Here is a 24896-nt window from a genome sequence, read left to right as displayed (position 1 = left end):
GGACAACCATGTCCGTTCAACATCTTCCCGGCTCCATCGTCGGTCTGCCGAAATTCGCCGCCCCGACCGATTTTCCTGAGAGCCCGCTGTCGCAGGCTCTCAAACAGCCGGTTCTTCTCGGTCTCTTCCTGCCGATCCAGGCGGGCGGCTGGACGCAGTCGACGCTCGAACGCTCGACGGACTGGCGGTTCGACTACAACAAGGCCCTTACTCTCAGAGCAGAGGAACTGGGCTTCGATCTTGTCTTTGCCCTGTCGCAATGGCTGCCGAAGGGCGGCTATGGCGGCGTCTTCGACGGCCAGGCGCTCGACAGCTTCGTCTCCACGGCGGCACTTGCGGGCCTGACCAAGAAGATCATGCTGATCTCGACCATGCACGTTCTTTACGGCCCCTGGCATCCCCTGCATCTGGCAAAGTTCGGCGCGACGCTCGACCACATCACCGGCGGGCGCTGGGGTATCAACGTCGTCACCGGCCATCGCGCGGTCGAACACGAGATGTTCGGCTGGCCGCGCATCGAACACGACAAGCGCTACGAACTTGCGGCCGAATTCCTCGAAGTCGTCCAGCGTCTCTGGAGCGACACCGAGAACTTCTCCTTCGAAGGCGAAAGCAGCTGGAAACTTGGCGGCGGCTTCGTGACGCCGAAACCGAATTTCGGCCGTCCGATCCTCGTCAACGCCACCGGTTCGGATGCCGGCATTGCCTTTGCCGGGCGCTACTCCGACATCGTCTTCATCACCAGTCCGACGGGTGCCGACATCGACAGCGCGCTGCAGTCGCTGCCGGCACACACCAAAAGGGTCAAGGACGCTGCGACCGATGTCGGGCGCACCGTGCGCACGCTGCTCAATCCGATGGTCATCTGCCGTCCGACCGAGAAGGAGGCATGGGCCTTCGCTGACCGCATCGTCGCGCATGCCGACCAGCGCTCGCCACAGGGTTTCCAGTCATTGAATTCCGACGCGCAAGCGTGGAAGGGCCGCGATCCGCAGGACGCCTATCGTTTTGTCGGCGGCAATATCAGGGTGATTGGATCGCCCGAGAGCGTCGTCGACCAATTCGTCAAGCTGAAGGCAGCCGGCGTCGACGGTTTGCAACTCAGCTTCTTCGATTTCCGCGACGATCTCGAATTCTTCGGCAGCGAGGTGCTGCCGCTGATGAAACAGGCGGGGCTGCGCCACTGAAAGGGACGATCATGACGAGCAATGCCATTTCGGAAATCTGGTATACCCGCTGCCCGGTGCCGACGCCCGTCGGGCTTGCCGCACAGCTCGGCTATCTCGAGGAGAACTTCCGCAAGGAAGGCGTGACGCTGAGATCGATCATCGACTCGCCCGATCGCAGCATCCGCCAGAGCCATTTCAACCACACGCTCGACTGGTCATTCCGCCATGGCGGCAACGTGCCCCCGATCCGCGCCCGATCGGAAGGCCGCAAAACCCGACTGGTGGGCATTACCTGGACGGATGAGTTCCAGGCGATCATCACGCTGCCGCAGACCGGCATCAAGAGCACTAGGGATCTCAAAGGCCGCCGCTTCGGCATCGCCCGCCGCCCGGAGGGCATTGTCGACTTCATGCGGGCGACCGCGCTGAAGGGCCTCATCTCCGCTCTTTCGCTTGAAGGGCTGGAGCTTGCAGACGTCGAGGTCGTCGACATCGCGCTTGCCGATTCCGTCCTTGCGAGCCAGGAGGGCCCTTCTCTCTTCGGGTTGAAGCGCCGGCAGGCATATGGCGAGGAAATCGCTTCGCTCATTCGCGGCGAGGTGGATGCGATCTACGTCAAGGGAACGGCGGGCATTAACGTTGCCAATCTGGTCGGCGCCGTTCAGGTCGCCGAATTCGGCTTCCATCCCGATCCGAAGATCCGCATCAATTCCGACTCACCTCGTGTGCTGACCGTGGACGAGCTGCTTGCCGAAGAACGTCCCGATCTGGTTCACCGGCTGCTGGAATCGATCTTCAAGGCCAGCGCCTGGGCTGAAGCGCATCCGGAAGAGACACGTCGTTTCGTCGCCCGCGAAGCCGGCGCGACCGAAGAACAGGTGCTCGCCGCCAATGGTGCGGAGGTTCACCGCCACCTCGGCCTCGGTCTGCAGCCCGAACTGGTCGAGGCCGTCAGCCACTACAAGGATTTCCTGCGCGATTTCGGCTTCCTCGCTGCCGACTTCGATGTTGCCGAGTGGGTCGATCGCCGTCATCTCGAAGCTTTCGCCAAGCGCGCCGTAGCCTGAGAAGAAAGGCGTGTAAGACCATGTTGCAGGAAGCAATCGATCCCGTCGGCAAGGCGCGGCGGCTGGCCATCGACTTTGCCGAGCGCGCGGCCCATTTCGATGCGACGGGGGAGTTTCCCTTCGAAAACTTCACCCATCTCTACGAGGCCGGTCTGCTCGGCCTCGTGACGGCCAGAGAACATGGTGGCCATGGCGGCGGTCTGGTCGAAGCACAGGCCGTCATCAGCGAGATCGCTCGTGGCGAACCCTCGACCGCACTGGTGCTCGCCATGCACTACAACAGTCACTACAGCCTGCGCCGCTTCGGAAACTGGCCGAACCATCTGGCACAGCGGGTCTTGTCGGCAAATCGTCTCGGGCCTGCCCTCATCAACGCCGCTCAGGCCGAACCTCGCATCGGCTCGCCCGCCCATGGAGCGCTTCCCGAAACGGTCGCCAGGCGCGACGGCGACACTTGGCGGATCACCGGTCGCAAGACTTACGTCACGGGTATTCCGATCTTGAGATGGGTATCGCTGCTGGCGCTCACCGATGAGCCGGAGCCACGTCTGGCGTCCTTCCTCGTCCCGACCGACAGTCCCGGCCTGCAGATAGAAAAAACCTGGAACGCGGCCGGCATGCATGCGACGGCCAGCGACGACATCATTCTTGACGATGTCGTCATCCCATTTTCAGATGTGATCGAGGCGCAGCCCGCATCGGAACCGATACGGCGTGAAGAGCATGCGACGGCCTTCTTCTTTTCGCTGATCGGCGCCGTCTATCACGGCGTTGCCTTGTCCGCGCGCGACCGGGTGTTGTCCTTTGCCGCCCGCCATACGCCGGCAAGCCTCGGCGCGCCGATTGCGACGGTGCCCCGCATCCAGGACGGACTGGGCGAGATCGAAGTCCGGCTCGCGACCAGCGCCAGACTGCTCAGATCGCTCGGCGAAGATGTCGATGCCGGCAGGGCCGTCGGCATGGATGGCATGAACGTTCGCCATGTCGTCATCGACAATAGCGTCGCCGTAACGAGCCTGGCCCTCGACCTGGCCGGCAATCCCGGTCTGAACCGCGACTTCCAGCTCGAACGCCAGCATCGCGATGCCATGACCGCCCGCTCGCACGCGCCACAGAACCATATGATCAGAACGATCGCCGCAAAGAATGCCCTTGCACGTTTGGCGGCGACGGGGATCTGACGAAGGCTGGGGATTGCGGCGGTTTCAGCCGTTCGCATGGTTCCCAGCGAACCGCTGCGGAGACCTCGCTTTTGCAAGCTCCCCTGAATTTCACATCAAGCAACTGCGCTCAGCTGCTGAGCCGAGAAATCAACCAGCAATATTGCGATTTCGAAGTTACGGCGCTGAAGCCAATGCGCAACGGTGCGCGCCCGCACCCCAAGCGGGTCGTCGATGAGGACGACGCGCGCACCGCGAACGGCGATGGTGCGGTAGGCGACGCCGAGCAACTGGCCGCCCTCCGACGAAAGCGTCCCGTCGAGATGGCTCTTCTCGAACTCCTCGGGCGTGCGCACATCAAGAAGATAGGTCGTTCGGCCGGGATCGTGCGCCCACTTGCGGGCGGTGGCGACATCGATCTCGGGAAAACGGTCATCGGCGCTCAGTGTCTGGAGATGCGCGCGCGCGAAATCGAGCGCCGCTGGGCTTGCCTCGCCGTAGACACGGCTCCTGCCGGTTTCGAGTTCCAGGCCGGCGCCGGTCCAGGCCTTCGTCCCGTCATGCAGATAGGAGACCTGATTGGCGACCTTCGCGTCGATCAGCGTCTGGGCGCCGAGGATTGCGCGCGGCAAGCCGGCGCAGGAGACGACGACCTTGGTCTTATCCGACGGCACGACGTCCTTGAAGCGCAATAGCAACTCCGCACCCGGCACGCTGACCGCGTCGGGGACATGATCGCGACTGAATTCGGCAACAGTGCGCGTATCGATGACGACGACGTCTTCACCGGCATCGCGCAAGCGCTTCAATTCTTCAACCGAGATGACCGGCGTGTTCCTTTCGTCTCGCACTGCAAGCGAAAAATCGACGCCTGGCGTGTCGAATGTCGGAAGGGAAGCCTCTGCTTTCGCCGTCCAGGCGGGAATGCCGCCATCGAGCGCGAAGACATTCGCCCATCCTGCTTTCCCCAGATTTTCGGCAAGCAGGATAGCGGCGCCATCGCCTCCATCGACAAGAACGGTGCGCACGACGGTGCGCGGGACGAAGCGGCCGATCTCGCTTTCCACAAGTTCGGCCGGCAAATTGGTGGCGAAGAGAGGCGACGCATAGCCGACAGCTGCCGGGTCTCTGATGTCGAACACCGCCAGCTCCTCACCGTCTGCGAGCCAGTTGCGGAATGTGTCTCGGGAGATTGTCTTCTGGGTCACGCTGGACCTCCATCACGCATTGATGTTGATCTTTGAAAGATATTGGGGCGGGTGGAGAGACGTGGACGACGTCTCTCCACCCGCGTCATCGCATGGTCACCAGCATCAGCTCTCCGGGCTGAGCCATATCTGGCCGAAGCTGTTGTTGATGCCCTGCGCACCCGGCGCGAAGTTCCTGACCTTTTTGCTTGCAATGATCTGTGAACCGGCCGCGACCAGATCGACGGAGACAACATCCTCGTGAATGATGCGCTGGAACTGATACCAGAGGTCGCGTCGCTTCGCCTCATCGGGCTCGACTGCCGCCGCTTCAAGAAGCCGGTCCACCTCGGGATTGACGTAGTGGCTGGCGTTGGAGAAGACGAGGCCGATCTTGAAGTTCTTCGACCAGTAGGCGCGCTGGACGCCGAGGCTCGGATCGAAGGTGTTCGAAAGAGATTCGATGACCAGATCCCATGCGCGGTCGGTGTAAACGGTCTTGAGGTAGGTCGCGAGATCGAACTTGAGGATCTCCGCCTCGATACCGACGACGGCGAGGGATTGCTTGATGAAGTCGGCGTAAGAAGGCGTGAGGAAAGAGTTATAGGCGAGGCGAAGCTTGAAACGGCTGCCGTTTGCGCCTCTGGGATAGCCGGCCTCATCGAGCAGTTTTTCTGCGAGTTTCGGATCTGGCGTCCGGGCCTTGATGCTCGGATCATACCATTTCGGCAATGCGGTGCTGACTGGGCTCGGCGAAACGGCGCCATAGCCATACAGCGCAATATCCAGCAATTTCTGCAGATCGATGGCATGGGCGATTGCCAGCCGAACCTCGCGCTTGGTGAGAATCTCGTTCTCATAGTTGAAGAACAGCTGCTGCTGCGGGCCGGAATAGGCGTAGGTCGTCGTATCCACGACCAGGTTTGGATTGGCCTTCAGGCGTTCTATGTCCGACAGGGGCACCGGGTTGGCGCCGATGTCGATTTCACCGGTTTCGAGCGCGGCAGCGCGAGCCGAGGGATCGAGGATGACGCGAAGGACGACCCGGTCGAGATAGGGCTTGCCTTCGTCCCAATAGTTCGGATTGCGGTCGAAGATCAGATGACTGCCCGGCACCCACTCCTTGAGGATGAACGGTCCGGTTCCGATCGTCTGCGCAAGCTTGGGCTGTTCCTCCGGCTTGAAGGTTTCATAGACATGCTTCGGTACGATCGGCGATTCCGAACTGCTGAGTGCCGTGATCAGATAAGGCGCGGGTTTGGAGAGGACGACAATCGCCGTATGCGGATCGGGCGTCTCGACCGCGGTCACGTTCTGATAGGTGATGCGGCCGCGGGGATGGGCTTCCTTCAACCGAAGAATCGAAAAGGCCACGTCGGCAGCGGTGAAGTCTGCGCCGTCATGCCATTTCACGCCCTCGCGGAGTTTGAAGGTATAGCGCAGCTGATCGTCGCTGACCGACCATTCCGTCGCCAACAGCGGGATCGGATTGAGGTCGTAGTCGAAATCGAACAGGCCCTCATTGATCTTCGGTCCGATCGCCTGACCGGTGCCCGATGACGTGTTGATGGCGATCAGTGCGCTCGGGTCGGGATAATAGGCCCAATTGAGCGTACCACCCCTGACCGGTGTTTCAGCGGCCGCTTCAGCAAAACGAGGCACGCCGACCATCGCGAGGCCCGCCCCGCTTGCGAGTAGCAATTGGTTGAACTGGCGGCGATTGATCGACATAGGCTGCTCCGAAAGCACAAACACGGCAGGCCGCGGACGGAGCCCCATGCCCCGTTGTCCGGATGATCCCTGTACAGCCCTCTAACTCAAAGGCAGATTTTCTATCGTTCTTTGAAAGCAAAGCTTGTCAGCGTTTCGAGCCTGTCTCCGGATCGCTGCAACGATCGAGCATCTGCCGAACCGTCGATCTACCGGTCGGCGCGGCCGAGAAGCCGTCGCGCATTGCCGCCAGCAATAAGCGCCTGCGCCGCCGCGTCGAGGCCGGCCCTCTTGAAACTCCTGCCCAGGGATTGGTGCGAAAGCGATGGCAGGATCGGCCAGTCGGTTCCGGCAAGCACTCTGTCGGGACCGAAGAATTCCGCGAGAATGGCGATGATCGAGGGATCGTCACCCATCGTATCGAAATAGATATTCGGCCTACGGCCCTCGGCGCGGTTCTGCCGGGAGTAACGGCCGCCGCGTGATGCCTGCACGATGGCGCCGAGGCCAAGGGTCGCGAAAACGAAATCGAGGTCGGGAAATTCGTCCAGCAGGCCGCTCTCCAACACCGACAGGAAGGCGACGCCGTTCATCAGCCCACGGCCAAGGGAGTTACCAAGCTTGCCGGCGCCTGCGATCAGAATATCCGCCTGCGGTGCGTTGACCGGATGCACAAAGACCGGTCGTTTGAACCTGGCTGCGACCGCAAGTGTCGGCCGCACACTGGCGTCGCCCAGGAATTTGCCGTCACGGGAAGAATCGATGACGAGGCCTGACAGGCCGAGTTCGCCAAGCGCTCGCTCTGCCTCGCGCGCAGCGATCTCGCCTGAAAAAGGATCGACGGTCGCCAATGCCGCAAGGTGCCCAGGATTGGCCTTAACCAGTCCGGCCAGCCAATCGTTGACATTGGAGATCACCTCGGCATCGATCGATCCCGCAACGCCGAACAGGCTTTCAACCGTCGTGCTCAACACCGCAAGCGATACACCCGCCGCCTCGAATTCGTCGAGCAGCGCGGCCGGATCGACGACCTTCCTCAGGCTATCGTCGGAAAGCCCGGAGGAAAGGCGCCTGGCGCCATCATGGCCCCATTCTCGCGGCCAGAGGTGAGTATGAATATCGACGATGTCCAATCTGCCGCTCATGCGCTGCCGCTTTCCTTGAGATAACGATCTGATGATGATGCTTCCTGCGTCAGCCCGAAGCGCTCCCGCAGGCTTCCACTCTCATAATGCCGCGGGAATATGCCGGCATCCTGCAGGCGTGGGACTACCTGTTCGACGAAGTCGGAGAGATCGTCGGGCAGGACCGGAGCCTGGATGTTGAAACCGTCGACGATGCCAGAACGCCACCAGGCGATAATGTCGGCCGCGACATCGTCAGCCGTGCCGGCCACGAGCCTGTGGCCTCCCTCCATGCGCCGAACGAATTGCCTCGGCGTGATACGCTCGTGGCGCGCAAGTTCGGCCAGAGCCTGCGAGAAACCTGCCGGGCGCTGCTGATCGGCCGTCGTCTTAAAGAGATCGCCGGAGACCGGCGCATCGGGATCAAGCGCGCCATAGTCGATCCCGGCATCCCTGGCGAAGCGCCGCAACAGCCCCTCCTCGCTGCCTGTGCCCGACACCGCCTCGTGCCGCTCCAACGCCTCTTCCCGGCTGCGCCCGATAATCGGAACCAGTCCGGGAACAACCCGCAAAGAGTCGACGTCACGCCCCTTCGCGATGGCCCGATTATGGAGCTCGTCACGAAAGGCGCGAGCCGCCGATAGCGACAGCAGCGAGCAGTAAATGATCTCGCCATATGTCGCGGCAAAATCGAGCCCCGGCCCGGAGGCTCCCGCCTGGCCGATGAGGGCGCGCCGCTGCCGGTCGCGAGGCACGTTGAGCGGCCCGGCGACATTGTAGAATTCGCCCCTGTGCCCGATCGGACGGGCAAAATCCCGATCCCAAAGCCCAGCCTGTGGATCGGCTGGCCGACGCAGCTCCCAGCTGTCCAGCAACGCACCGACCACCGACATGAATTCATGTGCCTGCCTGTAGCGCGCCTCGCGCGGCGGCAAAGGTGCAGAGCCATAGTTCGCCGCGACGGCAGGGTTGAAGGACGAGACGATATTACAGATGACGCGGCCGCCAGAAATGTGATCGAGGGTCGCCAGCCGGCGCGCCAGATCATAGGGCGCGCTGTAGGTGGAGGAAACCGTAATCTCGAAGCCGATATCTGGCACGGCAACAGCAAGCGCCGTCGACAGGGTCAGCGGTTCGAAGCTGTGCAGTGGCCGCTGCGCAGGATCGGCGCCGAGCGCCGGATGGTCTGAAAAGAACACCGCATCAAGAGTGCCGGCATGGGCAATCCTGGTCGTGCGCAGATAATGGTCGAACTCCGCGAAGACGAGTGGCGAACCGCCGACATGGCGCCAGGAATCGGCAAGATATCCGGTACTGTTGATACCAGCCGTAAGGATAAGTCGCTTTTGCATGAATAACGTGTCCGCCTGCGCTGCCTTGCTCGGGACTACGGTGCTGCGCGTCTTTTTGGACGTACAGAGGATTCTGCACACTATGAATTATGCAGTCGCCGCGGCCCGTTCAGTTATCCTTAGGATGTGGCTGGCCGGAAGGCAGAATTTCTTTTGCGTTGGAAAAGAATAATTTGTTTGCTGATGCTGACGCCGTCGGAAATCAAGGTCTGGGTGCCACTTAGACCCATGCCCGAAAGCCGCACGCTCTCAAATTAGAAATATTTTCTCAAATTACGGGGAGAAGTTGGCATCGATGGGAATGGTCTCCCGTATTTCCTTCTTATATAGTCTATAAAATTAATAGACTATAACGTGCCTCCGCCGAGTGCACTTCGCAAGAGGGCCGATTTTATCGGATGATCGCAATGGCCAAACAGGTGATCGAATACGCCGGCGTTCCGGTCGGTATCGTCGTTCCAGACAAGGACCTGCTGAAGTTCATCGCCGTGAAGTTTCATGTTCATGACCTCGACGGCCAGCACTTTGCCTCGCCGTCGGACGTGCTGCGGGCAATCCACAAACTGATGTCGGCATCAAACGCCGGCGTTCATCGCGCCGCCTAATCGGAGAGACACCATGGGCAGGCTACGCCAATTCTTCCGGCTTTCCGCACTGCGCGACGATCTTGAAACGAGGTTGCTCGCTCGAGAGTATCGCTCCCTGCTCCTCGACGACCATTTCGAAGACGGCACGGACAAGGAACTCCAATCGAAATGCGCCGAGCTCACTATCGAAATCTCTTCGCGCCGGTATCGGCACTGCCATTGAAAGAGCTTCTGGCTCCTCACACCATGGCAGGAACAGCGCCGTCAGCCCTCAACAGGTGATCTTCAACATCGTCATCGACAACAAAACATTGCAACGTTCAACCAGGACTACAAGGCATGCAAAGCAGATTTTTCGCCCAAAGAGCCGGCGTGTTGCGAACCACATTGAGAGCAGCCGTTCTGGCTGCCATCATCCCGTTTGCGTTCCAGAATACGGCGCTTGCAGACCAAAAGGTGCTTCTGTCCTACGAGGCGACGCCCTCCGCAGGTTTCCATCTGCCGCGGCTTTCCCAGGCCAGTTATGATGATCGAGCGGCATTTTCAGCCGAAGTGCTAAAAGAGATCGTGCCGAAGATCGTAACAGCCAATGGTATCGACCCTGCGACCTTGGAGACAGAGGTGACGCCCGGCGGGTATCTCCTGAAAACCAATGCGTCACTTCAGACCGAGGGGGATCTTGACAACACCGCGGCTGATCGGCTTGCCGGCTCCCTGGGCTACGTCTTCCGCCAATATAGCGTTCTTGCCTCTCGCCTCAATGACACAACAGGTAAGACGGGCTTTGTTGTCGTGCGGTTTCACCAAGACAGCCTTAACGCCACCGTCGCGCAGAAATTCTTCGAGGCAGCAGACGCAACGGAAAAGGGCTTGGGCGGCGGATACACCGTGTTTGGAGACGAACAGATCTTCCTCAACGTGACGAATTCCGAAGGAAAGCCCTATAGCGGCCTTGATGATGCAACCTTCCAAGACGGCCTGAAACGCGCTGCCGCATCCTTCGGTGATCCCGCACTGGAAGTGTCTTCTTCTGGCAAGGCAACCGCACGCTTCATTGGGAATGATTGGGAGACGTCGAAGAGAGGCGAGGACTATCAAAGTCTGCTCGGCGGACAGGACGGTGAATTGGTGAAAAAGCTCGACGAGATCAGTAAAGACTATGCATCCCTCGTCGCAAAGACGGCTGAAAGCAAGGGCTGGAACCGAGATGAATGAGGGCGTGTGCGAGGCGCCCACGCACAAACCGTTGGTGGTGGAGGCGGCTGTTTCGGGCAAGCGGACAAAATTAGAAGATTTTGTCTATCGATTATATGGATTATAATGTTCCATAGCCCTGTCGATTTTAACAACGAGATTTTCGAACGCCACGCGGATGCTTGGGACGACCATACAGCTTCATATCGCGCGGTGCTTGCCGCGCTTGTTGCCTCGCCTGGCTCCGTCTCTGGCGAAGAAACGGCCGTCCGCTTCGGCCATCCCGGCATCGGTCTCGACAACAGGGAATACTATCAAGCGATGACAACTTTGAATGAGTATCTCCGACAGAAGCGCGAAGCACTACTCGATCGGCGGGTGCGCGTCAGAAACGGCGAACTGGGCGCGGTCACATTGAAGGCCAGTGCGAGCGCTGAGGGCCGCAGCGGCGTACGTCGTATCCGAATTCGGGATTTTCAGGTCATTTCCGACAGCCCGCACGATTTCGCCGGCTACAATCTGGGTCCATCGTCTCCAGAACTGCTGCTCGGCGCGCTTTCGAGCTGCCTGACCCATACCTTTCTGATCCATGCTTCCGATCAGGGCGTGCCACTGGAATCGCTGCATGCCGAAGTCTCCGCCACGATCGATGCGCGTGCAGGTGCAGAAGGATATGAAGACATTCCCGTCTATCCCCAGGACATCAACTACCTGGTCACCCTGGTATCTCCCGCAAGTACCGCGGACATCGCCAGACTGCAGGCGACCGTGGAAAAGCTCTGTCCAATCCTCAATCTCCTGAAACGCGGAAACGAGGTGCGCGGGCAGTTGGATCACCAGCAACCTGGCCATCAGATAACGAGCGCCGACTGATGACCGTATAGGCATGTGTCAGCACGTGTTGTCGACTTCGTCTCGTGTGGGAAACCGTCCGGTGTCGGTTGCTGCATAATTGCCTAAATTGAAATCGATTGAAGGATAAAATCATGCGGCCATTCAAAATGCGCCCGTGGTATGGCGACAAGGGGTGCTCCGGTAGAACCCAGATGGCGAGCGCTCAGTTTGCTTGAAGCAAATTCCTGATACACCAAGGAATAATCCGAAGAGAAGAACACCAATGGCTAGTCAACCCGTTACCACCCGCATCGTCCTTGCATCGCGCCCATCCGGAAAGCCGGTGGCTGCGAATTTCCGGCTCGAGCAGGAGACGGTTCGGGATCTCGCCGAGGGCGAGATTCTTCTCCAGACGCTTTATCTTTCCCTTGATCCCTACATGCGGGGCCGCATGGACGATGCCAAGTCCTATGCCAAGCCGGTCGAAATCGGCGGTGTGATGGAAGGGGGCACGGTTGCGCAGGTCGCGCGCAGCCGCAACACGGCGTTCAAGGCGGGGGATATCGTCCTCTCGCATTCCGGCTGGCAGAGCTATGCGATTTCAGATGGTAGGGGCTTGCAGAAGCTAGATCCGCAAACCGCACCGATCACGACAGCGCTCGGCATTCTTGGAATGCCCGGCTTCACGGCCTATGCCGGCCTTCGCAATATCGGCAAACCCAAAGCCGGGGAAACACTTGTGGTCGCAGCAGCGAGCGGCGCGGTTGGCTCGGCAGTTGGGCAGATGGCAAAGATTTACGGTGCGCGTGTTGTCGGAATTGCAGGCGGGTCCAAGAAATGTGACCACTTACGCCAGGAGCTCGGCTTCGATGTCGCGATAGACCATCATTCGAGCGAATTTCCGGCACAACTTGCAGCCGCCTGTCCGAACGGAATCGATGTCTATTTCGAGAATGTTGGTGGCCACGTCTGGAGCGCGGTGTTTCCATTGCTGAACGACTTCGCGCGCATACCGGTCTGCGGGCTCATCGCGCATTACAACGAAGGATCGTCTGTCTTGAGTGGACATGATCAGCTTCCTGCGGTGATGCGTGCCATCCTGCGCAAAAGCCTCACCATACGAGGCTTCATACAGCGCGAATTTGCCGACCAGCGTCCTGACTTCTATCATCAGGCCGGAGCGTGGATCTCCGAAGGGCGGCTCAAGTACAAGGAAGATATCGTTGACGGACTTGAAAACGCTCCGGAGGCTTTCCTTGGCCTTCTGGAAGGGGAAAATTTCGGAAAACTGATCGTGCGCGTCGCGCCCTGAACATAGCCTTGGCGTTATCTATTCCTGGCGCAGTTCTTTTTGCTCGCTGCCGGGCCAGAACAAAAAAGCGAATCCCGGAGAAGCTGATGCGGGAGCACGTACACTCTAGGAAGAAGATGACGACTGCGGACGTTGTCCGCAAGGGTAAGGCGGATGCCCATCTTCAAGATCTGAGCTCACCATTTCCGGCGTAATAATTTCATCAAGAAGGATAATGCCGTGGCCGCTGCAACAAGGACGCTTCCGATACTCGACCTCGGGCGTTTTGCATCCGCTCATCCGGAACGAGAGCAGGCGCTCGCGGAGCTTCGCGACGTCAGCCGGACGCTCGGATTTTTCTATCTCACCGGACACGGTATTCCGCAGCGACGGATTGACGATCTGACCGAACTCGCGCGCCGCTTCTTCTCGTTGCCGGAAGAGCAGAAGCTGGAAATCGAGATGCGCAAGTCGCCGCATTTTCGCGGCTATAACAGGGCTGGCTTCGAATATACGCGCGGCAAGCAGGATTGGCGTGAGCAGGTTGATTTTGGTCCCGAGCGCCAGAAGCTGGAGATCGGCCCGGGCGATCCTCCATGGAAGCGACTGTTTGGCCCGAACCAATTCCCCTCGGCGCTTCCGCAAATGCGCGCAGCCGTGCTCGAATGGATCGAAGAGGTGACCGGTGTGGGCCTCAAGGTCCTCCAGGCATTTTCCGAGGCGCTTGGCCAGAGCCCGGATGTCTTCGCGCCGATCTATGCCAATGGTCCGAACCAGCTTCTGAAGATCGTGCGGTATCCCGGTCGCGATCAAACGCAAAGCGACCAGGGCGTGGGCGCCCACAAGGATGGCGGCTTCGTCACCATCCTGTTGCAGGACGTCATCGGCGGCCTGCAGGTCGATGACGGCGAAGGCGGCTGGATCGACGCGCTGCCCATCCGCGGCACCTTTGTCGTCAATGTCGGCGAGCTGCTGGAACTCGCCTCCAACGGTTACCTCAAGGCCAATATCCATCGCGTCGTCACCCCGCCGGCCGGCGGTAACAGGCTATCCATTCCGTTCTTCCTCGGCGCGAACCTGGCTGCGACCATCCCTGTTCTCGATTTACCGCCGGCGCTTCTTGCAGAGGTGCGGGGCGTGACGCAGGATCCGCTCAATCCTTTGTTCCGCGAGGTGGGCCGAAACGTGCTGAAATCGCGCCTGCGCTCGCATCCTGACGTGGCGCGGGAGCATCATGCCGACCTTTTGGACGCGCAAGCGACATAGACCTTGACCACCCTGCGTTCACCAAAGGACGCCGGGATCGACACATCTGGCGCGGGGCCGCCCATGAAACTGAGCATGTCTTCGATCATAACCGTGATCCTGCTTGCGGCCATGTTCGGCCTCGTCGCGCTCAATCCCTTTGGAAGGAATATCGTCGTCCATCAGGACCAGGGTGCGGCATTCTCGGCAAACTGAACTGCTATTCGGCGAACTTGCCTTCGGTTTGAGGAGCCCTGAAATGCGCCTGATGCGCCGCCAAATTCGGGACGGAAGCGATGAGCGAGCGCGTGTAGGGATGCTGCGGATGGTCGAAGACCTCCTCCACCGGTCCGCTTTCGACGATCACCCCATCCTTCATGACGGCGATCCGGTGGCTCATGTGCTGGACGACACCCAGATCATGCGAGATGAACATCATTGAAAGCGCCAGCCGGTGCTGAAGGTCCACCAGCAGATCCAACACCTGAGCCTGCGTCGTCACATCCAGCGCGGAAACCGGCTCGTCGCAGACCAAAAGCTTCGGTTGTGCTGCCAGGGCCTGCGCAATGGAGACACGTTGGCGCTGCCCGCCGGAAAGCGCGGTCGGACGGCGGGCGAGCAACTCCGGCCTCAGGCCAACCATCTCGATAAGCTCTGCCACCTTCCGCCGGCGTGCCGTCTTGTCGAGGCCGCCGAGCAGCCGTAATGGCTGCTCTATGATGCGCTCGACGGTAAAGCGCGGATCGAAAGAACTCAAAGGATCCTGGCTGATCGTCTGGATGCCGGCTCGTACCGGCCGGCGGACGGCTTCGGTCAGCGCACTCCAGGGGCCCCCGTCGAAGAGCACGTCACCGCTATCCGGCCTGCGCAGCGCCAGGGCGATCTTGCCGAGCGTCGTCTTGCCGGAACCGGATTCGCCGACAATGCCCAGCGTCTCTCCTCGACCGATCTGCAACGACACCTCCCTAACCGCTTCCAAGAGGCTGCCGTCGGGGCGCTTGAAACTAACGGAGGCATGACGGACCTGAAGCAGCGGCTCTCCATCCACCGGCGCGCGGCTGTAGACCGGCGCGGGATCCGGCGCGCTCAGGCGCCGGCCGCGCGTGGCGCCGGTCGGGACTGCGGCCAGAAGACGGCGGGTATAGGCATGTTGCGGGGCGGAGAGCACGTCTTGTGCCGGGCCAGATTCAACGAGACAGCCATTCTGCATGACAGCGACACGATGGGCCAGTTGGGCTGCAACGGCGAGGTCATGGGTGATCAGGAGAACGCCGAAGCCGGCGCTCGCGAGACCTTTGAAGACCGATAGAATCTGCTGTTGGACAGTCGCGTCGAGCGCCGTGGTCGGTTCGTCGGCGATCAGCAAACGCGGTTCCCCCGCAAGGGCCGATGCGATGAGGGCCCGCTGCCGGAGCCCTCCGGAAAGCTCATGCGGATATTGGGCAGCGCGGATCTCCGGCTCGGCAACGCCGACGCGTGTCAGCAGTTCGCCAACGCACGCGGCCACCTGCGATCGCGCCACGAGCCGATGCGCAAGCAACGGCTCGGCAATCTCGCGCCCGACCATACGCAGCGGGTCAAGGGAAACCAGGGCGTCTTGCAGCACGAAACCGATCTCGCGCCCGCGGATCTCCCGCCAGGCCTTCTGCGACTGCCGCAGCAGATCGAGCGGCCGGCCATCATGTCCCTCCAGCACCATTCTGCGGGCCTGGACATGCGCATGTGCACCAGCAAGGCCGACCAGCGCGCGCGCCGTCACCGATTTTCCCGATCCGGATTCGCCGACAAGCGCGAGGATCTCGCCCGGCGCGATCCGCAAGGAAAGATCCGAAACAGCCTCGACGACGCCCTGTGGCGTATCGAAGGCGACATGCAGCCCGTCGATCTCGAGCAGCGGTGGGCCGGACGAGGCGGAGGCGGGCGGGCTCGGACCGGGTCGTATGTTCATCGGGCATCCCCCCGTGCCAGAAGCGTCTGCAATCGCCTGGCGACAAGGGTGATCGAAATCACCGAGACCGCGACCACGGTGGCCGGCAGCAGACTTGTCCAGGGGGCAATATCGATGAAATTGCGGCCGTTCGCCAAGAGCGCTCCCCATTCGGCGGCAGGCGGTACGACACCGAGGCCGAGAAAACTCAGGGCCGAGGCAGTCAGCACCGAGGCGCCGACGCCGATCGTCGCGAGGATGACCAGCGGCCGGACGGCGTTCGGCACGATATGCTCGATAATGACAGTCCAGGGATGTTCACCAAGCGCTACGGCATGTTCGACATAACCGGAGAGCTTGACCTGCAAGACTTGCGAGCGGATCAGGCGGGCGTAACCGGCGATGGAGGACAGGCCAACGGCCAGCAGGGTGTTGAGGGGGCCGCGCCCGAGCACGGCGATCACCAGCAGCGCCAGCAGTATTTCCGGAAATGCCAGAAGAATGTCTATCACACGGACCAGAAGCCGGCTTATCGGCTTCGGCGACAGGGCTGCAGCCGTCCCCAGAATGACGCCGCCGAAACAGGCGATCACCGTGGCCCCGATCCCGATCGTCAGCGACTGCGATGTTCCGTAGACGATACGAGAAAAGAGATCGCGTCCCAGTTCATCGGTTCCAAACCAGTGAATGCCGCTTGGCGCTTCCAATATGGCATTGGTGTCGATCGCGTCCGGATCGAACGCCGTAAACCATTGCGGTAGCCAGACGGCGAAGGCGAGGACGGCGACCGCGGCAAGCGGCAGCAGCAGCCCCGGCGCGAGCCAGGGATGCCTGCGACGAGAACCGGCAGCCGGCCGGCCGCGCAGCACCGTATCGAACAATTCCGTATTGCTCATGCTGCACTCCTTCGCAGGCGCGGATCGACCAGCAGATAGAGGGCATCTACCAGAAGATTGATGATGACGAAGACGAAGGCGGACAGCATCACCAGCCCAAGGACGAGCGGCATGTCGCGGGTCTTGATGGCCTGCAGGGTGATCTGCCCGATGCCCGAGCGGCCGAACACGGTCTCGGTGAGGATAGAGCCGCCGAGCGTGCTTGCAAACAGCGTTCCCGTCAAAGTCGAAGCGGCAAGGGCCGCATGGCGCAGGCCGTGCCGTAACCGGAGAGCCGTCTCGCTGACGCCACGCGTGCGAACCGTCAGCGAAAAGGGCTGAAACAGCGCCTCCTCCAGGCCGTCACGCAGTACCTGGGTCAGCAGTGCCGCCAGCGGCAGGCTCAGCGCAATGGCCGGCAGGACCAGCGCCGAAAAGCTAGCATTGCCCGTCACCGGAAACCATTGCAGCCGGAAACTGAAGACCGACAGCAGCACGATCCCGATCCAGTAGACGGGCGTACTGAGCAGGACCAGTTCGATTCCGGAGACGACAATAGCGATCCCCCTGCGCCGGCCGGCGGTCGCCAGGGCAATGCTCAAGGACAGGATCAAGGCGATAAAAATCGCGCTGCCGGCGAGCTGCAATGTCGGCCCCGCCGCCTCGTAGATGAGCTCCGTAACCGGCTGGCGATATTGGTAGCTTTCACCGAAATCGCCGGTCAGGGCATTGAGCACGTAGCGCGCATATTGCACGTAGAGCGGCTGATCCAGTCCATATTGTTGTGTCAGCACGGCCCGTTCAGCCGCATCGACCACATTCTCGCCGCCCGACAGCACCGAGACGGGATCGCCGGGAATGAGCTTTACGGCGATAAAGGCAATCGTTGCGGCGCCCCAGAGCACCGCAACGACGACACCGAGCCGCTTCAGCCCGGCGCGGATCAAATCACGGCTCGAGCCAAGCATCATAGAAAAGCGGCTTTGCGTTTGTTGCCCAGTTGATGCCGTGAAGCTTCTTCGACGCCCCGAGCTGATATGCTGCGACAAAGAGCGGTACCACATAGGCCTGCCCGACGATTTCCGACTGGATCTCGCCATAGAGCTGCTTTCGTTCCGCATCGCTTTCCCCGATGGCCTTGCTCAGTTTCTCATCGAGGCTGTTGACGCGGACGTAATCGGATCCGTTCGGCGGCACATAGGCCGAATGGAACACGGTGCGCAATATGTCCGGTTCCGCCCGCACATAGTAGAAGGAAACCAGATCGTAATCATTGCTGTTGGCCCGGGCGGTGTAGCCGCCGGCGTCGGCCGGATCGAGCTGGAGGTCGAAGCCGGCCTGGCGGACCTGATATTGCACCGCCTGCGCAAGGGTCACGTTCGATGCGCCGACGGACGCGCTGTCGTAAACATAATGCACGGTCAGGCGTCGGCCATCCTTCGTGCGAAATCCCTCGGCATCCTTTTTCGTCCAACCGGCCTCGTCGAGCAGCTTGTTCGCCTTGGCGAGATCGAAGCCCCACTTACTCGCCACGCTGCCATCGTAATAAAGCGTCGACGGCCCAAGGATGTTGTCGGCCGGCTTGAGCGTGCCGAGATAGGCTGCCTTTACTGCCGCCGCCCCGTTCACGGCGCTTTGGAAGGCTTGGCGCACCTTGGTGTCCTGGAAGGGCTCCTTGGACGTGTTGAGGAAATAGGAACTGTTGACGCCGGGATTCTCCCGGGTCACGACCTGAAGCTTGTCATCGCCCTGCACGGAGCGGTAATTGGCCGGCGGAACTTCGTCGATCGCCTGAACCTGGCCGCTTGCCAGGGCGCCGAGGCGAACCGATGATTCCGGCAGATATTTGAAGTCGATCCCGTTGAAATGGGCCGGGCCGACATGCTTGGCATAACCCGGCCCCCAATTGTAGTCGGCACGGCGCGTGAGCTTGCTGCCGCTGCCCTTGACGAAGCTTTCGAGAATATAGGGGCCGGAGCCGACAACCGTATTGGTCGTGCTCGTCGCCTTCTGCAGATAGGTCGGTGACTGGATTCCGAGATAAGGCAGGCTCAGCCCCTGAAGCAGCGGCGCGAAAGACTTGTTATAGTGGATGACGAGCGTACCGGCATCGATCGCCTCGATCTTGTCGATCGGACCGAGCAGCGATTTCGCGTAGCTCGACGTCGTCTTCGGATCCAGGATCCGCTCGAAATTGTACTTGACCGCGGCGGCATCGAGAGGCGTGCCGTCGCTGAAGGTCACGCCCTGCTTGAGATGAAACGTATAGACCGTGTTGTCGCCGTTGATCTCCCAGCGCTCGGCCAGCCACGGCGTAAAACTATTGTCCTCGGCTTGCCCGACGAGGGAATCGACGAGGTTTCGAGTGATGACGGCGGTGATCGAGCTGCCGGTAATCGAAGGATCTATGATCGCCGTGTCCGTGGCGAGCCCGACGGTCAGCGTGCCGCCATCCACCGGCTTTGCGCTCTCGGCCGCATGCGCTTGTGGGCCTGCAAATGCCAGAAGGGAAAATGTCAGCGCAAAGGCAATGGGATTTCGTCTAGGCAATGTCTTGAAAGTCTTTACGGTCATATCTGGTCCCGGAGTTGGTGATGCTTCAGGTCTGGCCCGGCGGCTGTTCATGCGTCGATGAACATTCAACGCGTTAGCATTTATTGTCTACAAAATTTATAGACTAAAGGCATTCTGGTCCATTTGAGCCTGCGGATTAAAAAAATCCGTTCCGCAAAAATCTTGTCAGCGAGCTTTGGAAAATCGGCTTCTTCACCGATGTGGCCCAGTCGGCCCGAAGCTGCGATTTTGGCCAACTCGCAGAACCTTGTGGGAACATAGCCTGCAGGATTGACCCTCGACGCGCCTGTTCGTGACATTGCGTTCCAATTTGAGGAGCGTTTTGATGAGTACGGGTATTTCGAGTTCGGATTTTGTCGGCCAATGGAGCCTGAGCTTCGCCGACATTGATTTCATCAATTCCAAACCCGCCGCGACGAGGCTCGGCTTGGCCTCGCAGTTGAAGTTTTCAGCGCACGCGGCTTTTTCGCTGACGATGGCACATTGATCCCAAACGATGGCGTCGAATATCTGGCTGAGCAGATCGGTGTCCGAGCCGACGAACTGTCCAGCAATGATTTCGGCGGGAGAACAGCACGTCGGCATTGCACAGAGATTTTGCAGTATCTCGGCTTTGGCCGCATGACGCGACAAGACCGCGAAGCGCTTTCTTACTGGATTATCGGCGAGCTTTGCCCGTCCGGACAATCCGTCAGCGCCATGCTCGAGGCGGTGTTCCTCTGGTGCCGGGATCGCAATATCTATGGTCCGTCTGCCAAGGAGCTCGAACGGCTCGTTCGTTCGCAACGGCAACAATATCTCGATGGCTGGCTTCATGGGATTTTTGCGACATAATCAATTCAACCGGTCTCTGGAGGTTTACCTCACAGGCGCGCGAGCGTTCAACCATATCCGCCCTCGTGGTTGCATCAGCGTGATCGCTACCACTAACCGGACTTTCCCTTCAACTTCGCAACGGTCCGGGGTTGGGCCAGACAACAGCATCATGAACCGCTCTGATATTTGGACAGTTCATGCTAGTTTTATCGCATGACACCAATGCATCCATCCCAAAGCCGCGCCGAATTCTCGCTGACCCATATCGATCTTAATCTACTGCGAGTGTTCGATGTCCTCATGCAAGAGAGAAGCGTCACCAAAGCGGCTTCTCGTCTTGGGAGAACGCAATCGGCAATCAGCCATTCCCTTGCGAAGCTTCGGGAGATATTCAAGGACGAGCTGTTCTCGCGAGATGCGGGCGTCATGGAGCCAACACCGCGCGCACGCGAGCTAGCCGTTGGGTTGTCTCGTGCCTTGGCGGATATACGATCCGTAGTCGACCGGCATCTCAATTTTAAACCCGAAGAGACCCAACGGAACTTTCGCGTCGGTCTCTCGGACTACACGGCCGTCGCGATTTTGCCCCGCCTGATCGAGGCCTTTTCCAGCTCTGCGCCGAATGCCACTTTGAATGTATTGCACGTCCGGGAAACAGATGTATCGGGATTGCTTCGGAACGGCGAAATCGAGTGCGCTATCCTCGGCAATTCGACCTTGCAGAATGGCCTGCTTGCGGTCGAGGAGCTATCAAGGGATGAAATGGTTTGTGCGGGATGGCGTGGCAATCCGATGCTCGACGACATGACAGTGGAGAATTATCTCGCGTTACCACACCTGCAAATCTCTGCTGACGGAACAGCCGTGGGTATCGCAGACGTTACGTTGAAGGCAATGGGACTATCGCGTCGGGTGGTTGCTACTGTGCCCCATTATCTGGTGGCACCGTGGGTCATCAAGGGCACGCAACTGATCACGGCTTTCGGTGACAGCGTGCTTCTCGCCCTCTCCGACGAGAGCGAGATGCGGATCGTCTCACCGCCCATACCACTACCCAACGTAATACTTTCGCTCATTTTCGAGCGGGGTGTCAGCGAAGATCCCGGCCAGCGATGGTTCCGAGATCTCGTCAAGTCGGTTTCCGATTCTCAGCGGAAGCGCAAGGCGACTGTTTACCAGCGACTTAAGTTGCCTATGAATCGCCCGTAGTCCTAAAACTCACTGAATTTCTATCAACGCTTCCACTTCCACGGCGGCCTGAAGCGGAAGTGATGCTACGCCAATGGTGCTGCGTGTGTGGCGACCCTGCTCGCCGAATACCTCGACCATCAAATCCGACGCACCGTTCATGATGCGAGCATGGTCGGCAAAGGATGTTGGAGCCGCTATGAAGCCGCCGAGGCGGACGATCTGTTTGACCCGGTCCAGACTGCCGAGTGCTGCCCTTGCCTGCGCCAGGACATTGATCGCGGCAGCCCGCGCAGCGAGGGCACCGTCTTCCAACGATACTTCTTCGCCAACGCTGCCAGCGGCGACCAGCTTGCCGTCGACGCCCATGCAGAGCTGACCGGAGATGAACAGCAGGCTACTGGTCGTGTAAGTGGCGACATAATTGGCGAGAGATTTGGGAGGCCGGGGTAGTTCAAGGCCGAGTTCTAATATGCGGGCTTCGAAGGAAGATGTCATGGAGTTGTCCTTGTTTTACGGATCAGGAGGCAGTTCTGCGCTCATAGGCCTGCGCGATGCGGTGAAGACCCTCTTCAACCAATGACCGTGTCGTGCCAAGGTTAAAGCGGGCATGGCCTTTGCCGCCAGCTCCGAGAGGCTCGCCGAGGGTCACGACGACATGCGCTTCATCTTCGAAGAAACTGCGAAGTTCATCTACCGATAGCCCGAGACGGCCGAAATCAAGCCATGCGAAATATGTGGCTTCCGGCGTTGTTACCGTGACGAGCGGTAGATGTTTCTCAATAAAGGACCTGAGATATTCGAAGTTGCCCTGGATATAGCGAACCGCCGCCAGCGACCAGTCATCGCAGTCGCGGAACGCGGCCTCGGTCGCCGCCTGGCCAAAGATGCACCCCCCGAAATAAAGATTGTTCCGTTTCAATCCGCGCATATAGGCGTCACGGAGATCCGGGTTTTCGGCAACAAACAGCGAGTGCTTTAAACCGGTCACGTTGAAGGATTTGCTTGCCGAGACGAGCGTAATCGAATTCAAAGAGGCCGATTGGGACAAGCCAGCGAAGGGCGTAAACTCAACGCCTTCGAAGACAAGGCTGCAATACACCTCGTCGGCAACGACGATAACGCCGCGTTCCAAGCAGAAGGCGTTCAGGCGTTCAAGTTCCTCGCGCGTCCAGACGCGCCCGACTGGGTTGTGCGGACTGCAAAGGAGCAAAATCTTGGTCCGCGCTGTGGTCTTGGCAGCGAGATCCTCAAAGTCCATTTCGTAACGGGTGCCGCGCTTGACCAGCGGATTTGCTACGGCTGTGCGACCGGCTGCTGTGATCACCTCTGGGAAGATATGATGAACTGGCGGCTGGTAGATGATTTCATCGCCAGGAGACGTCAGCTCATCGATGATCGGCTGCATCGAGGGATAGATGCCCACATTACTGGCGATCCAATCCTTCTGTATGCTCCATGAAAAGTGCCGGTTAAAGTAGCCGATGATCGCTTCGTAATATGACACCCGTTTATACGGGTATCCGAAGTGCCCTGCCTTGGCGACCCGTTCAAGCGCTGCGCAGATCGGCGGGGCCGCCCGGTAGTCCATCTCTGCGGTCCCGAAACAAAGGAGCGTCGGATCGCCTTTGCGGGCAATCTCATATTCCCACTTGGCGGAGCTAAGCTCTGCCCGATCAAGAGGCACGTTGAACCCGAAATCGAGTCCATCGACTTTCGGTGGAGCAGAGCTTGATGTGTTGGCTTGGCTTTTGGTCATGCGATATCCCTCGGCGCGGACAGGACTGCCAGCGCAATATCGAAATGGAATGTTTGTTAGAGAACCCGCGCGAGGAATTCGCGCGTGCGCGGCGATTTCGGGTTGGCGATCATTTCGCGAGGATCGCCTGCCTCGACAACGACGCCTCCGTCCATGAAAATGAGCTGATCTGCGACCTCACGCGCGAAGCCGATCTCATGGGTCACGACGACCATCGTGATGCCGTCGCGCGCTAGATCCTTCATAACTTCGAGAACCTCGCCGACCAGCTCAGGGTCGAGAGCCGACGTAGGTTCATCGAACAGCAGAACTTTGGGACTCATCGCCAATGCGCGGGCGATGGCAACACGCTGCTGCTGACCGCCTGAGAGCTGTTTGGGATAGGCATTGCACTTCTCGGCCAGACCAACCCTCTTGAGGAGCGCTACGGCCTTTTCTGTGGCCTTTGCTATAGGCTCGCGACGCACCCGGACAGGCGCTTCGATTAGGTTTTCCAGCACCGTCATATGCGGGAATAGATTGAATTGCTGGAACACCATGCCGATGTCCGCCCGCCGTTTGCAGATGGCGGAAGGCGGCAACTCATAGAGCTTGTCTCCCTCCAGCCGGTAACCGACGAAGTCGCCATCGACCATCATAAGCCCGCCATTGATCTCTTCAAGGTGGTTGATGCAACGTAGGAACGTGCTTTTGCCCGATCCTGACGGCCCGATGATGCAGGCCACCGAGCCTTCCGGCACAGTCAAATCTACGCCTTTTAGAACCTCAAGGTTCCCGTAGGATTTACGGATGCCAGCAGCATGGACCATTGTGGATCGGGCAACGCCAAACCGGTCGTGGTGAGTTAAGGGGGCGGTCATGCCATGACCTCCTTTCGACGGAAGCGAAATAATTTGCCGAACACTGCACTTAGCAGACCTGGTTCGTGCCCACGCTCGTCACGGCTAAAGTGGCGTTCGAGGTGGTACTGTCCGATGGACATGACCGAAACCACCACGAGATACCAGAAGGTGACGACAATCAGCAGCGGGATGGTCTCGAAGGTCCGGGCATAAATCGCCTGGGCGGAATAGAGAAGGTCACTGACGGCAATGATGCTGACCAATGAGGTGGTCTTCAGCAGATTGATCGTTTCATTACCAGTCGGCGGAATGATCATGCGCATGGCTTGCGGCAGAACGATGCGGCGAAGAGAGAGGCTCGGCTTCATGCCGAGACATGCGGCGGCTTCCGACTGGCCCTGACTAACGGACTTCAGTCCGCCTCTGACAATCTCAGCCATATATCCCGCCTCATGGAGAGACAGCGCAACGACGGCTGACACAAAGGGTGTCATGATGTCGTTGGTTGCTATGGAGAACACGGTTCCGTAACCGGGCAGCCAAAGGCTGAACTCCTTGACGACAAGGGAAAGGTTGTACCAAAGCATCAACTGCACGAGCGCTGGCGTCCCCCGGAAGAGCCACACGAATACGGCTGCGGGAACAGATAGCAACTTGCTGGGGGAGAGCATCATCAGCGCGGCGACGGTGCCGCCGATGACAGCAAGGATCATGACCAGGATCGTGATCACGATCGTCTGGGCCAAGCCGCGCATAATCATGGGATTGAAGATGTAATTGGCAACAACCGGCCACTGAAACTCGGGGTTCGAAATCGCCGACCTCACCATCATAATGATAGCGATCGCGACGAGAAGGGCCGCCGCCCACCGCCAGGGATGGCGCAAAGGGACGACCTTGACCTTATTGGGATCGATACTTGATGGGTGTTCTAGTGCAATGGATTCTGTGCTCATGAGTTCCTCCCGCTAAATGACGAAGAGGGGTGCCAACTG

Annotated in this window: 22 protein-coding genes and 1 pseudogene; 11 read left to right on the top strand and 12 right to left on the bottom strand. The window is 59.7% G+C overall.

Features of this window, described 5'->3' with window-relative positions:
* Window positions 1–8: 8 nt before the first annotated feature.
* From CUJ84_RS27240 to CUJ84_RS27230, 3 genes are read left to right on the top strand one after another with little or no spacing between them, the layout of a single operon-like run.
* A complete protein-coding gene (locus CUJ84_RS27240; protein WP_027690858.1) occupies window positions 9–1187 on the top strand; it encodes an LLM class flavin-dependent oxidoreductase in 1179 nt (392 codons plus the stop codon).
* A gap of 11 nt (window positions 1188–1198) precedes the next feature.
* Window positions 1199–2236 carry an ABC transporter substrate-binding protein gene (locus CUJ84_RS27235; protein ID WP_105008762.1) on the top strand — a complete coding sequence of 346 codons (1038 nt, stop codon included), beginning with the start codon at window positions 1199–1201 and terminating at the stop codon, window positions 2234–2236.
* Window positions 2237–2256: 20 nt separating this feature from the next.
* Entirely contained in the window at window positions 2257–3417 is a 1161-nt protein-coding gene (locus CUJ84_RS27230) for an acyl-CoA dehydrogenase family protein (RefSeq protein WP_105008761.1), read from the top strand.
* Between the two features lie 95 nt (window positions 3418–3512).
* On the opposite strand, the gene CUJ84_RS27225 is transcribed toward CUJ84_RS27230, so the two are convergent.
* From CUJ84_RS27225 to CUJ84_RS27210, 4 genes are all read right to left on the bottom strand, one after another.
* Window positions 3513–4604, bottom strand: coding sequence for a rhodanese-like domain-containing protein (locus tag CUJ84_RS27225; RefSeq protein WP_105008760.1), 1092 nt, complete (start codon window positions 4602–4604; stop codon window positions 3513–3515).
* 105 nt (window positions 4605–4709) lie between these two features.
* Window positions 4710–6314: an ABC transporter substrate-binding protein gene (locus tag CUJ84_RS27220; RefSeq protein ID WP_105008759.1), complete on the bottom strand. Its 1605-nt coding sequence runs from the start codon at window positions 6312–6314 to the stop codon at window positions 4710–4712.
* A 188-nt stretch (window positions 6315–6502) separates the two neighbouring features.
* Window positions 6503–7438 carry an amidohydrolase family protein gene (locus CUJ84_RS27215; RefSeq protein WP_105008758.1) on the bottom strand — a complete coding sequence of 312 codons (936 nt, stop codon included), beginning with the start codon at window positions 7436–7438 and terminating at the stop codon, window positions 6503–6505.
* The gene (locus tag CUJ84_RS27210; protein ID WP_105008757.1) at window positions 7435–8769 is read right to left on the bottom strand and encodes an NtaA/DmoA family FMN-dependent monooxygenase; all 1335 of its coding nucleotides are present in this window, start codon (window positions 8767–8769) and stop codon (window positions 7435–7437) included. Before CUJ84_RS27210 ends, CUJ84_RS27215 begins: the two co-directional genes overlap by 4 nt.
* 407 nt (window positions 8770–9176) lie before the next feature.
* Here CUJ84_RS27210 and CUJ84_RS27205 point away from each other — a divergent pair, with 407 nt between their 5' ends.
* From CUJ84_RS27205 to CUJ84_RS27180, 6 genes are all read left to right on the top strand, one after another.
* Entirely contained in the window at window positions 9177–9374 is a 198-nt protein-coding gene (locus tag CUJ84_RS27205; RefSeq protein WP_027687160.1) for a hypothetical protein, read from the top strand.
* A 13-nt stretch (window positions 9375–9387) separates the two neighbouring features.
* Window positions 9388–9579 (top strand): hypothetical protein, encoded by a 192-nt coding sequence (locus CUJ84_RS38055; RefSeq protein WP_027687159.1) that lies wholly within the window; start codon window positions 9388–9390, stop codon window positions 9577–9579.
* Between the two features lie 275 nt (window positions 9580–9854).
* Entirely contained in the window at window positions 9855–10571 is a 717-nt protein-coding gene (locus CUJ84_RS27195) for a hypothetical protein (RefSeq protein ID WP_105009190.1), read from the top strand.
* A 300-nt stretch (window positions 10572–10871) separates the two neighbouring features.
* Window positions 10872–11423, top strand: coding sequence for an OsmC family protein (locus CUJ84_RS27190; protein WP_105009189.1), 552 nt, complete (start codon window positions 10872–10874; stop codon window positions 11421–11423).
* Between the two features lie 244 nt (window positions 11424–11667).
* On the top strand, window positions 11668–12696 hold the full coding sequence (locus CUJ84_RS27185; protein WP_105008755.1) for an NADP-dependent oxidoreductase: 1029 nt from the start codon (window positions 11668–11670) through the stop codon (window positions 12694–12696).
* 219 nt (window positions 12697–12915) lie between these two features.
* On the top strand, window positions 12916–13941 hold the full coding sequence (locus CUJ84_RS27180) for an isopenicillin N synthase family dioxygenase (RefSeq protein ID WP_105008754.1): 1026 nt from the start codon (window positions 12916–12918) through the stop codon (window positions 13939–13941).
* Window positions 13942–14140: 199 nt separating this feature from the next.
* On the opposite strand, the gene CUJ84_RS27175 is transcribed toward CUJ84_RS27180, so the two are convergent.
* Genes CUJ84_RS27175 through CUJ84_RS27160 form a run of 4 tightly spaced genes read right to left on the bottom strand, consistent with a single transcriptional unit; the run spans window position 14141 to window position 19296 of the window.
* Window positions 14141–15868, bottom strand: a complete 1728-nt coding sequence (locus CUJ84_RS27175; RefSeq protein ID WP_105008753.1) for a dipeptide ABC transporter ATP-binding protein — start codon at window positions 15866–15868, stop codon at window positions 14141–14143.
* Window positions 15865–16743, bottom strand: a complete 879-nt coding sequence (locus CUJ84_RS27170; protein ID WP_027690845.1) for an ABC transporter permease — start codon at window positions 16741–16743, stop codon at window positions 15865–15867. Before CUJ84_RS27170 ends, CUJ84_RS27175 begins: the two co-directional genes overlap by 4 nt.
* A complete protein-coding gene (locus CUJ84_RS27165; RefSeq protein ID WP_105008752.1) occupies window positions 16740–17693 on the bottom strand; it encodes an ABC transporter permease in 954 nt (317 codons plus the stop codon). The genes CUJ84_RS27170 and CUJ84_RS27165 overlap by 4 nt, the downstream gene beginning before the upstream one ends.
* Window positions 17671–19296 carry an ABC transporter substrate-binding protein gene (locus CUJ84_RS27160; protein WP_105008751.1) on the bottom strand — a complete coding sequence of 542 codons (1626 nt, stop codon included), beginning with the start codon at window positions 19294–19296 and terminating at the stop codon, window positions 17671–17673. Before CUJ84_RS27160 ends, CUJ84_RS27165 begins: the two co-directional genes overlap by 23 nt.
* Window positions 19297–19621: 325 nt before the next feature.
* Here CUJ84_RS27160 and CUJ84_RS27150 point away from each other — a divergent pair.
* Both CUJ84_RS27150 and CUJ84_RS27145 read left to right on the top strand, forming a co-directional pair.
* A pseudogene (locus CUJ84_RS27150) lies at window positions 19622–20118 on the top strand (DUF4158 domain-containing protein); the annotation flags it as partial.
* Window positions 20119–20325: 207 nt separating this feature from the next.
* Window positions 20326–21321, top strand: coding sequence for a LysR family transcriptional regulator (locus tag CUJ84_RS27145; protein ID WP_233942561.1), 996 nt, complete (start codon window positions 20326–20328; stop codon window positions 21319–21321).
* A gap of 9 nt (window positions 21322–21330) precedes the next feature.
* On the opposite strand, the gene CUJ84_RS27140 is transcribed toward CUJ84_RS27145, so the two are convergent.
* The 4 genes from CUJ84_RS27140 to CUJ84_RS27125 are packed head-to-tail and all read right to left on the bottom strand — an operon-like array spanning window position 21331 to window position 24857.
* A complete protein-coding gene (locus CUJ84_RS27140; protein ID WP_027690840.1) occupies window positions 21331–21798 on the bottom strand; it encodes a RidA family protein in 468 nt (155 codons plus the stop codon).
* A 22-nt stretch (window positions 21799–21820) separates the two neighbouring features.
* Window positions 21821–23059 (bottom strand): MalY/PatB family protein, encoded by a 1239-nt coding sequence (locus tag CUJ84_RS27135; RefSeq protein ID WP_105008749.1) that lies wholly within the window; start codon window positions 23057–23059, stop codon window positions 21821–21823.
* A 56-nt stretch (window positions 23060–23115) separates the two neighbouring features.
* Complete coding sequence (locus tag CUJ84_RS27130) at window positions 23116–23919, bottom strand: amino acid ABC transporter ATP-binding protein (protein ID WP_027690839.1); 804 nt, start codon at window positions 23917–23919, stop codon at window positions 23116–23118.
* Window positions 23916–24857 carry an amino acid ABC transporter permease gene (locus tag CUJ84_RS27125; protein ID WP_050595888.1) on the bottom strand — a complete coding sequence of 314 codons (942 nt, stop codon included), beginning with the start codon at window positions 24855–24857 and terminating at the stop codon, window positions 23916–23918. Before CUJ84_RS27125 ends, CUJ84_RS27130 begins: the two co-directional genes overlap by 4 nt.
* Between the last annotated feature and the right edge of the window lie 39 nt (window positions 24858–24896).

The sequence above is a fragment of the Rhizobium leguminosarum genome (assembly GCF_002953715.1).
Taxonomy (GTDB): Bacteria; Pseudomonadota; Alphaproteobacteria; order Rhizobiales; family Rhizobiaceae; genus Rhizobium; species Rhizobium leguminosarum_V.
The sequence above is the reverse complement of the archived record's forward strand: the minus strand, read 5'-3'. Positions and strand labels throughout refer to the sequence as shown.

Coding starts and splice junctions, on each gene's coding strand:
- CUJ84_RS27160 (WP_105008751.1), bottom strand. CDS start 19,296: ATGACCGTAAAGACTTTCAAGACATTGCCTAGACGAAATCCCATTGCC.
- CUJ84_RS27220 (WP_105008759.1), bottom strand. CDS start 6,314: ATGTCGATCAATCGCCGCCAGTTCAACCAATTGCTACTCGCAAGCGGG.
- CUJ84_RS27135 (WP_105008749.1), bottom strand. CDS start 23,059: ATGACCAAAAGCCAAGCCAACACATCAAGCTCTGCTCCACCGAAAGTC.
- CUJ84_RS27205 (WP_027687160.1), top strand. CDS start 9,177: ATGGCCAAACAGGTGATCGAATACGCCGGCGTTCCGGTCGGTATCGTC.
- CUJ84_RS27145 (WP_233942561.1), top strand. CDS start 20,326: ATGACACCAATGCATCCATCCCAAAGCCGCGCCGAATTCTCGCTGACC.
- CUJ84_RS27175 (WP_105008753.1), bottom strand. CDS start 15,868: ATGAACATACGACCCGGTCCGAGCCCGCCCGCCTCCGCCTCGTCCGGC.
- CUJ84_RS27140 (WP_027690840.1), bottom strand. CDS start 21,798: ATGACATCTTCCTTCGAAGCCCGCATATTAGAACTCGGCCTTGAACTA.
- CUJ84_RS38055 (WP_027687159.1), top strand. CDS start 9,388: ATGGGCAGGCTACGCCAATTCTTCCGGCTTTCCGCACTGCGCGACGAT.
- CUJ84_RS27170 (WP_027690845.1), bottom strand. CDS start 16,743: ATGAGCAATACGGAATTGTTCGATACGGTGCTGCGCGGCCGGCCGGCT.
- CUJ84_RS27165 (WP_105008752.1), bottom strand. CDS start 17,693: ATGATGCTTGGCTCGAGCCGTGATTTGATCCGCGCCGGGCTGAAGCGG.
- CUJ84_RS27185 (WP_105008755.1), top strand. CDS start 11,668: ATGGCTAGTCAACCCGTTACCACCCGCATCGTCCTTGCATCGCGCCCA.
- CUJ84_RS27210 (WP_105008757.1), bottom strand. CDS start 8,769: ATGCAAAAGCGACTTATCCTTACGGCTGGTATCAACAGTACCGGATAT.
- CUJ84_RS27190 (WP_105009189.1), top strand. CDS start 10,872: ATGACAACTTTGAATGAGTATCTCCGACAGAAGCGCGAAGCACTACTC.
- CUJ84_RS27235 (WP_105008762.1), top strand. CDS start 1,199: ATGACGAGCAATGCCATTTCGGAAATCTGGTATACCCGCTGCCCGGTG.
- CUJ84_RS27215 (WP_105008758.1), bottom strand. CDS start 7,438: ATGAGCGGCAGATTGGACATCGTCGATATTCATACTCACCTCTGGCCG.
- CUJ84_RS27240 (WP_027690858.1), top strand. CDS start 9: ATGTCCGTTCAACATCTTCCCGGCTCCATCGTCGGTCTGCCGAAATTC.
- CUJ84_RS27130 (WP_027690839.1), bottom strand. CDS start 23,919: ATGACCGCCCCCTTAACTCACCACGACCGGTTTGGCGTTGCCCGATCC.
- CUJ84_RS27230 (WP_105008761.1), top strand. CDS start 2,257: ATGTTGCAGGAAGCAATCGATCCCGTCGGCAAGGCGCGGCGGCTGGCC.
- CUJ84_RS27125 (WP_050595888.1), bottom strand. CDS start 24,857: ATGAGCACAGAATCCATTGCACTAGAACACCCATCAAGTATCGATCCC.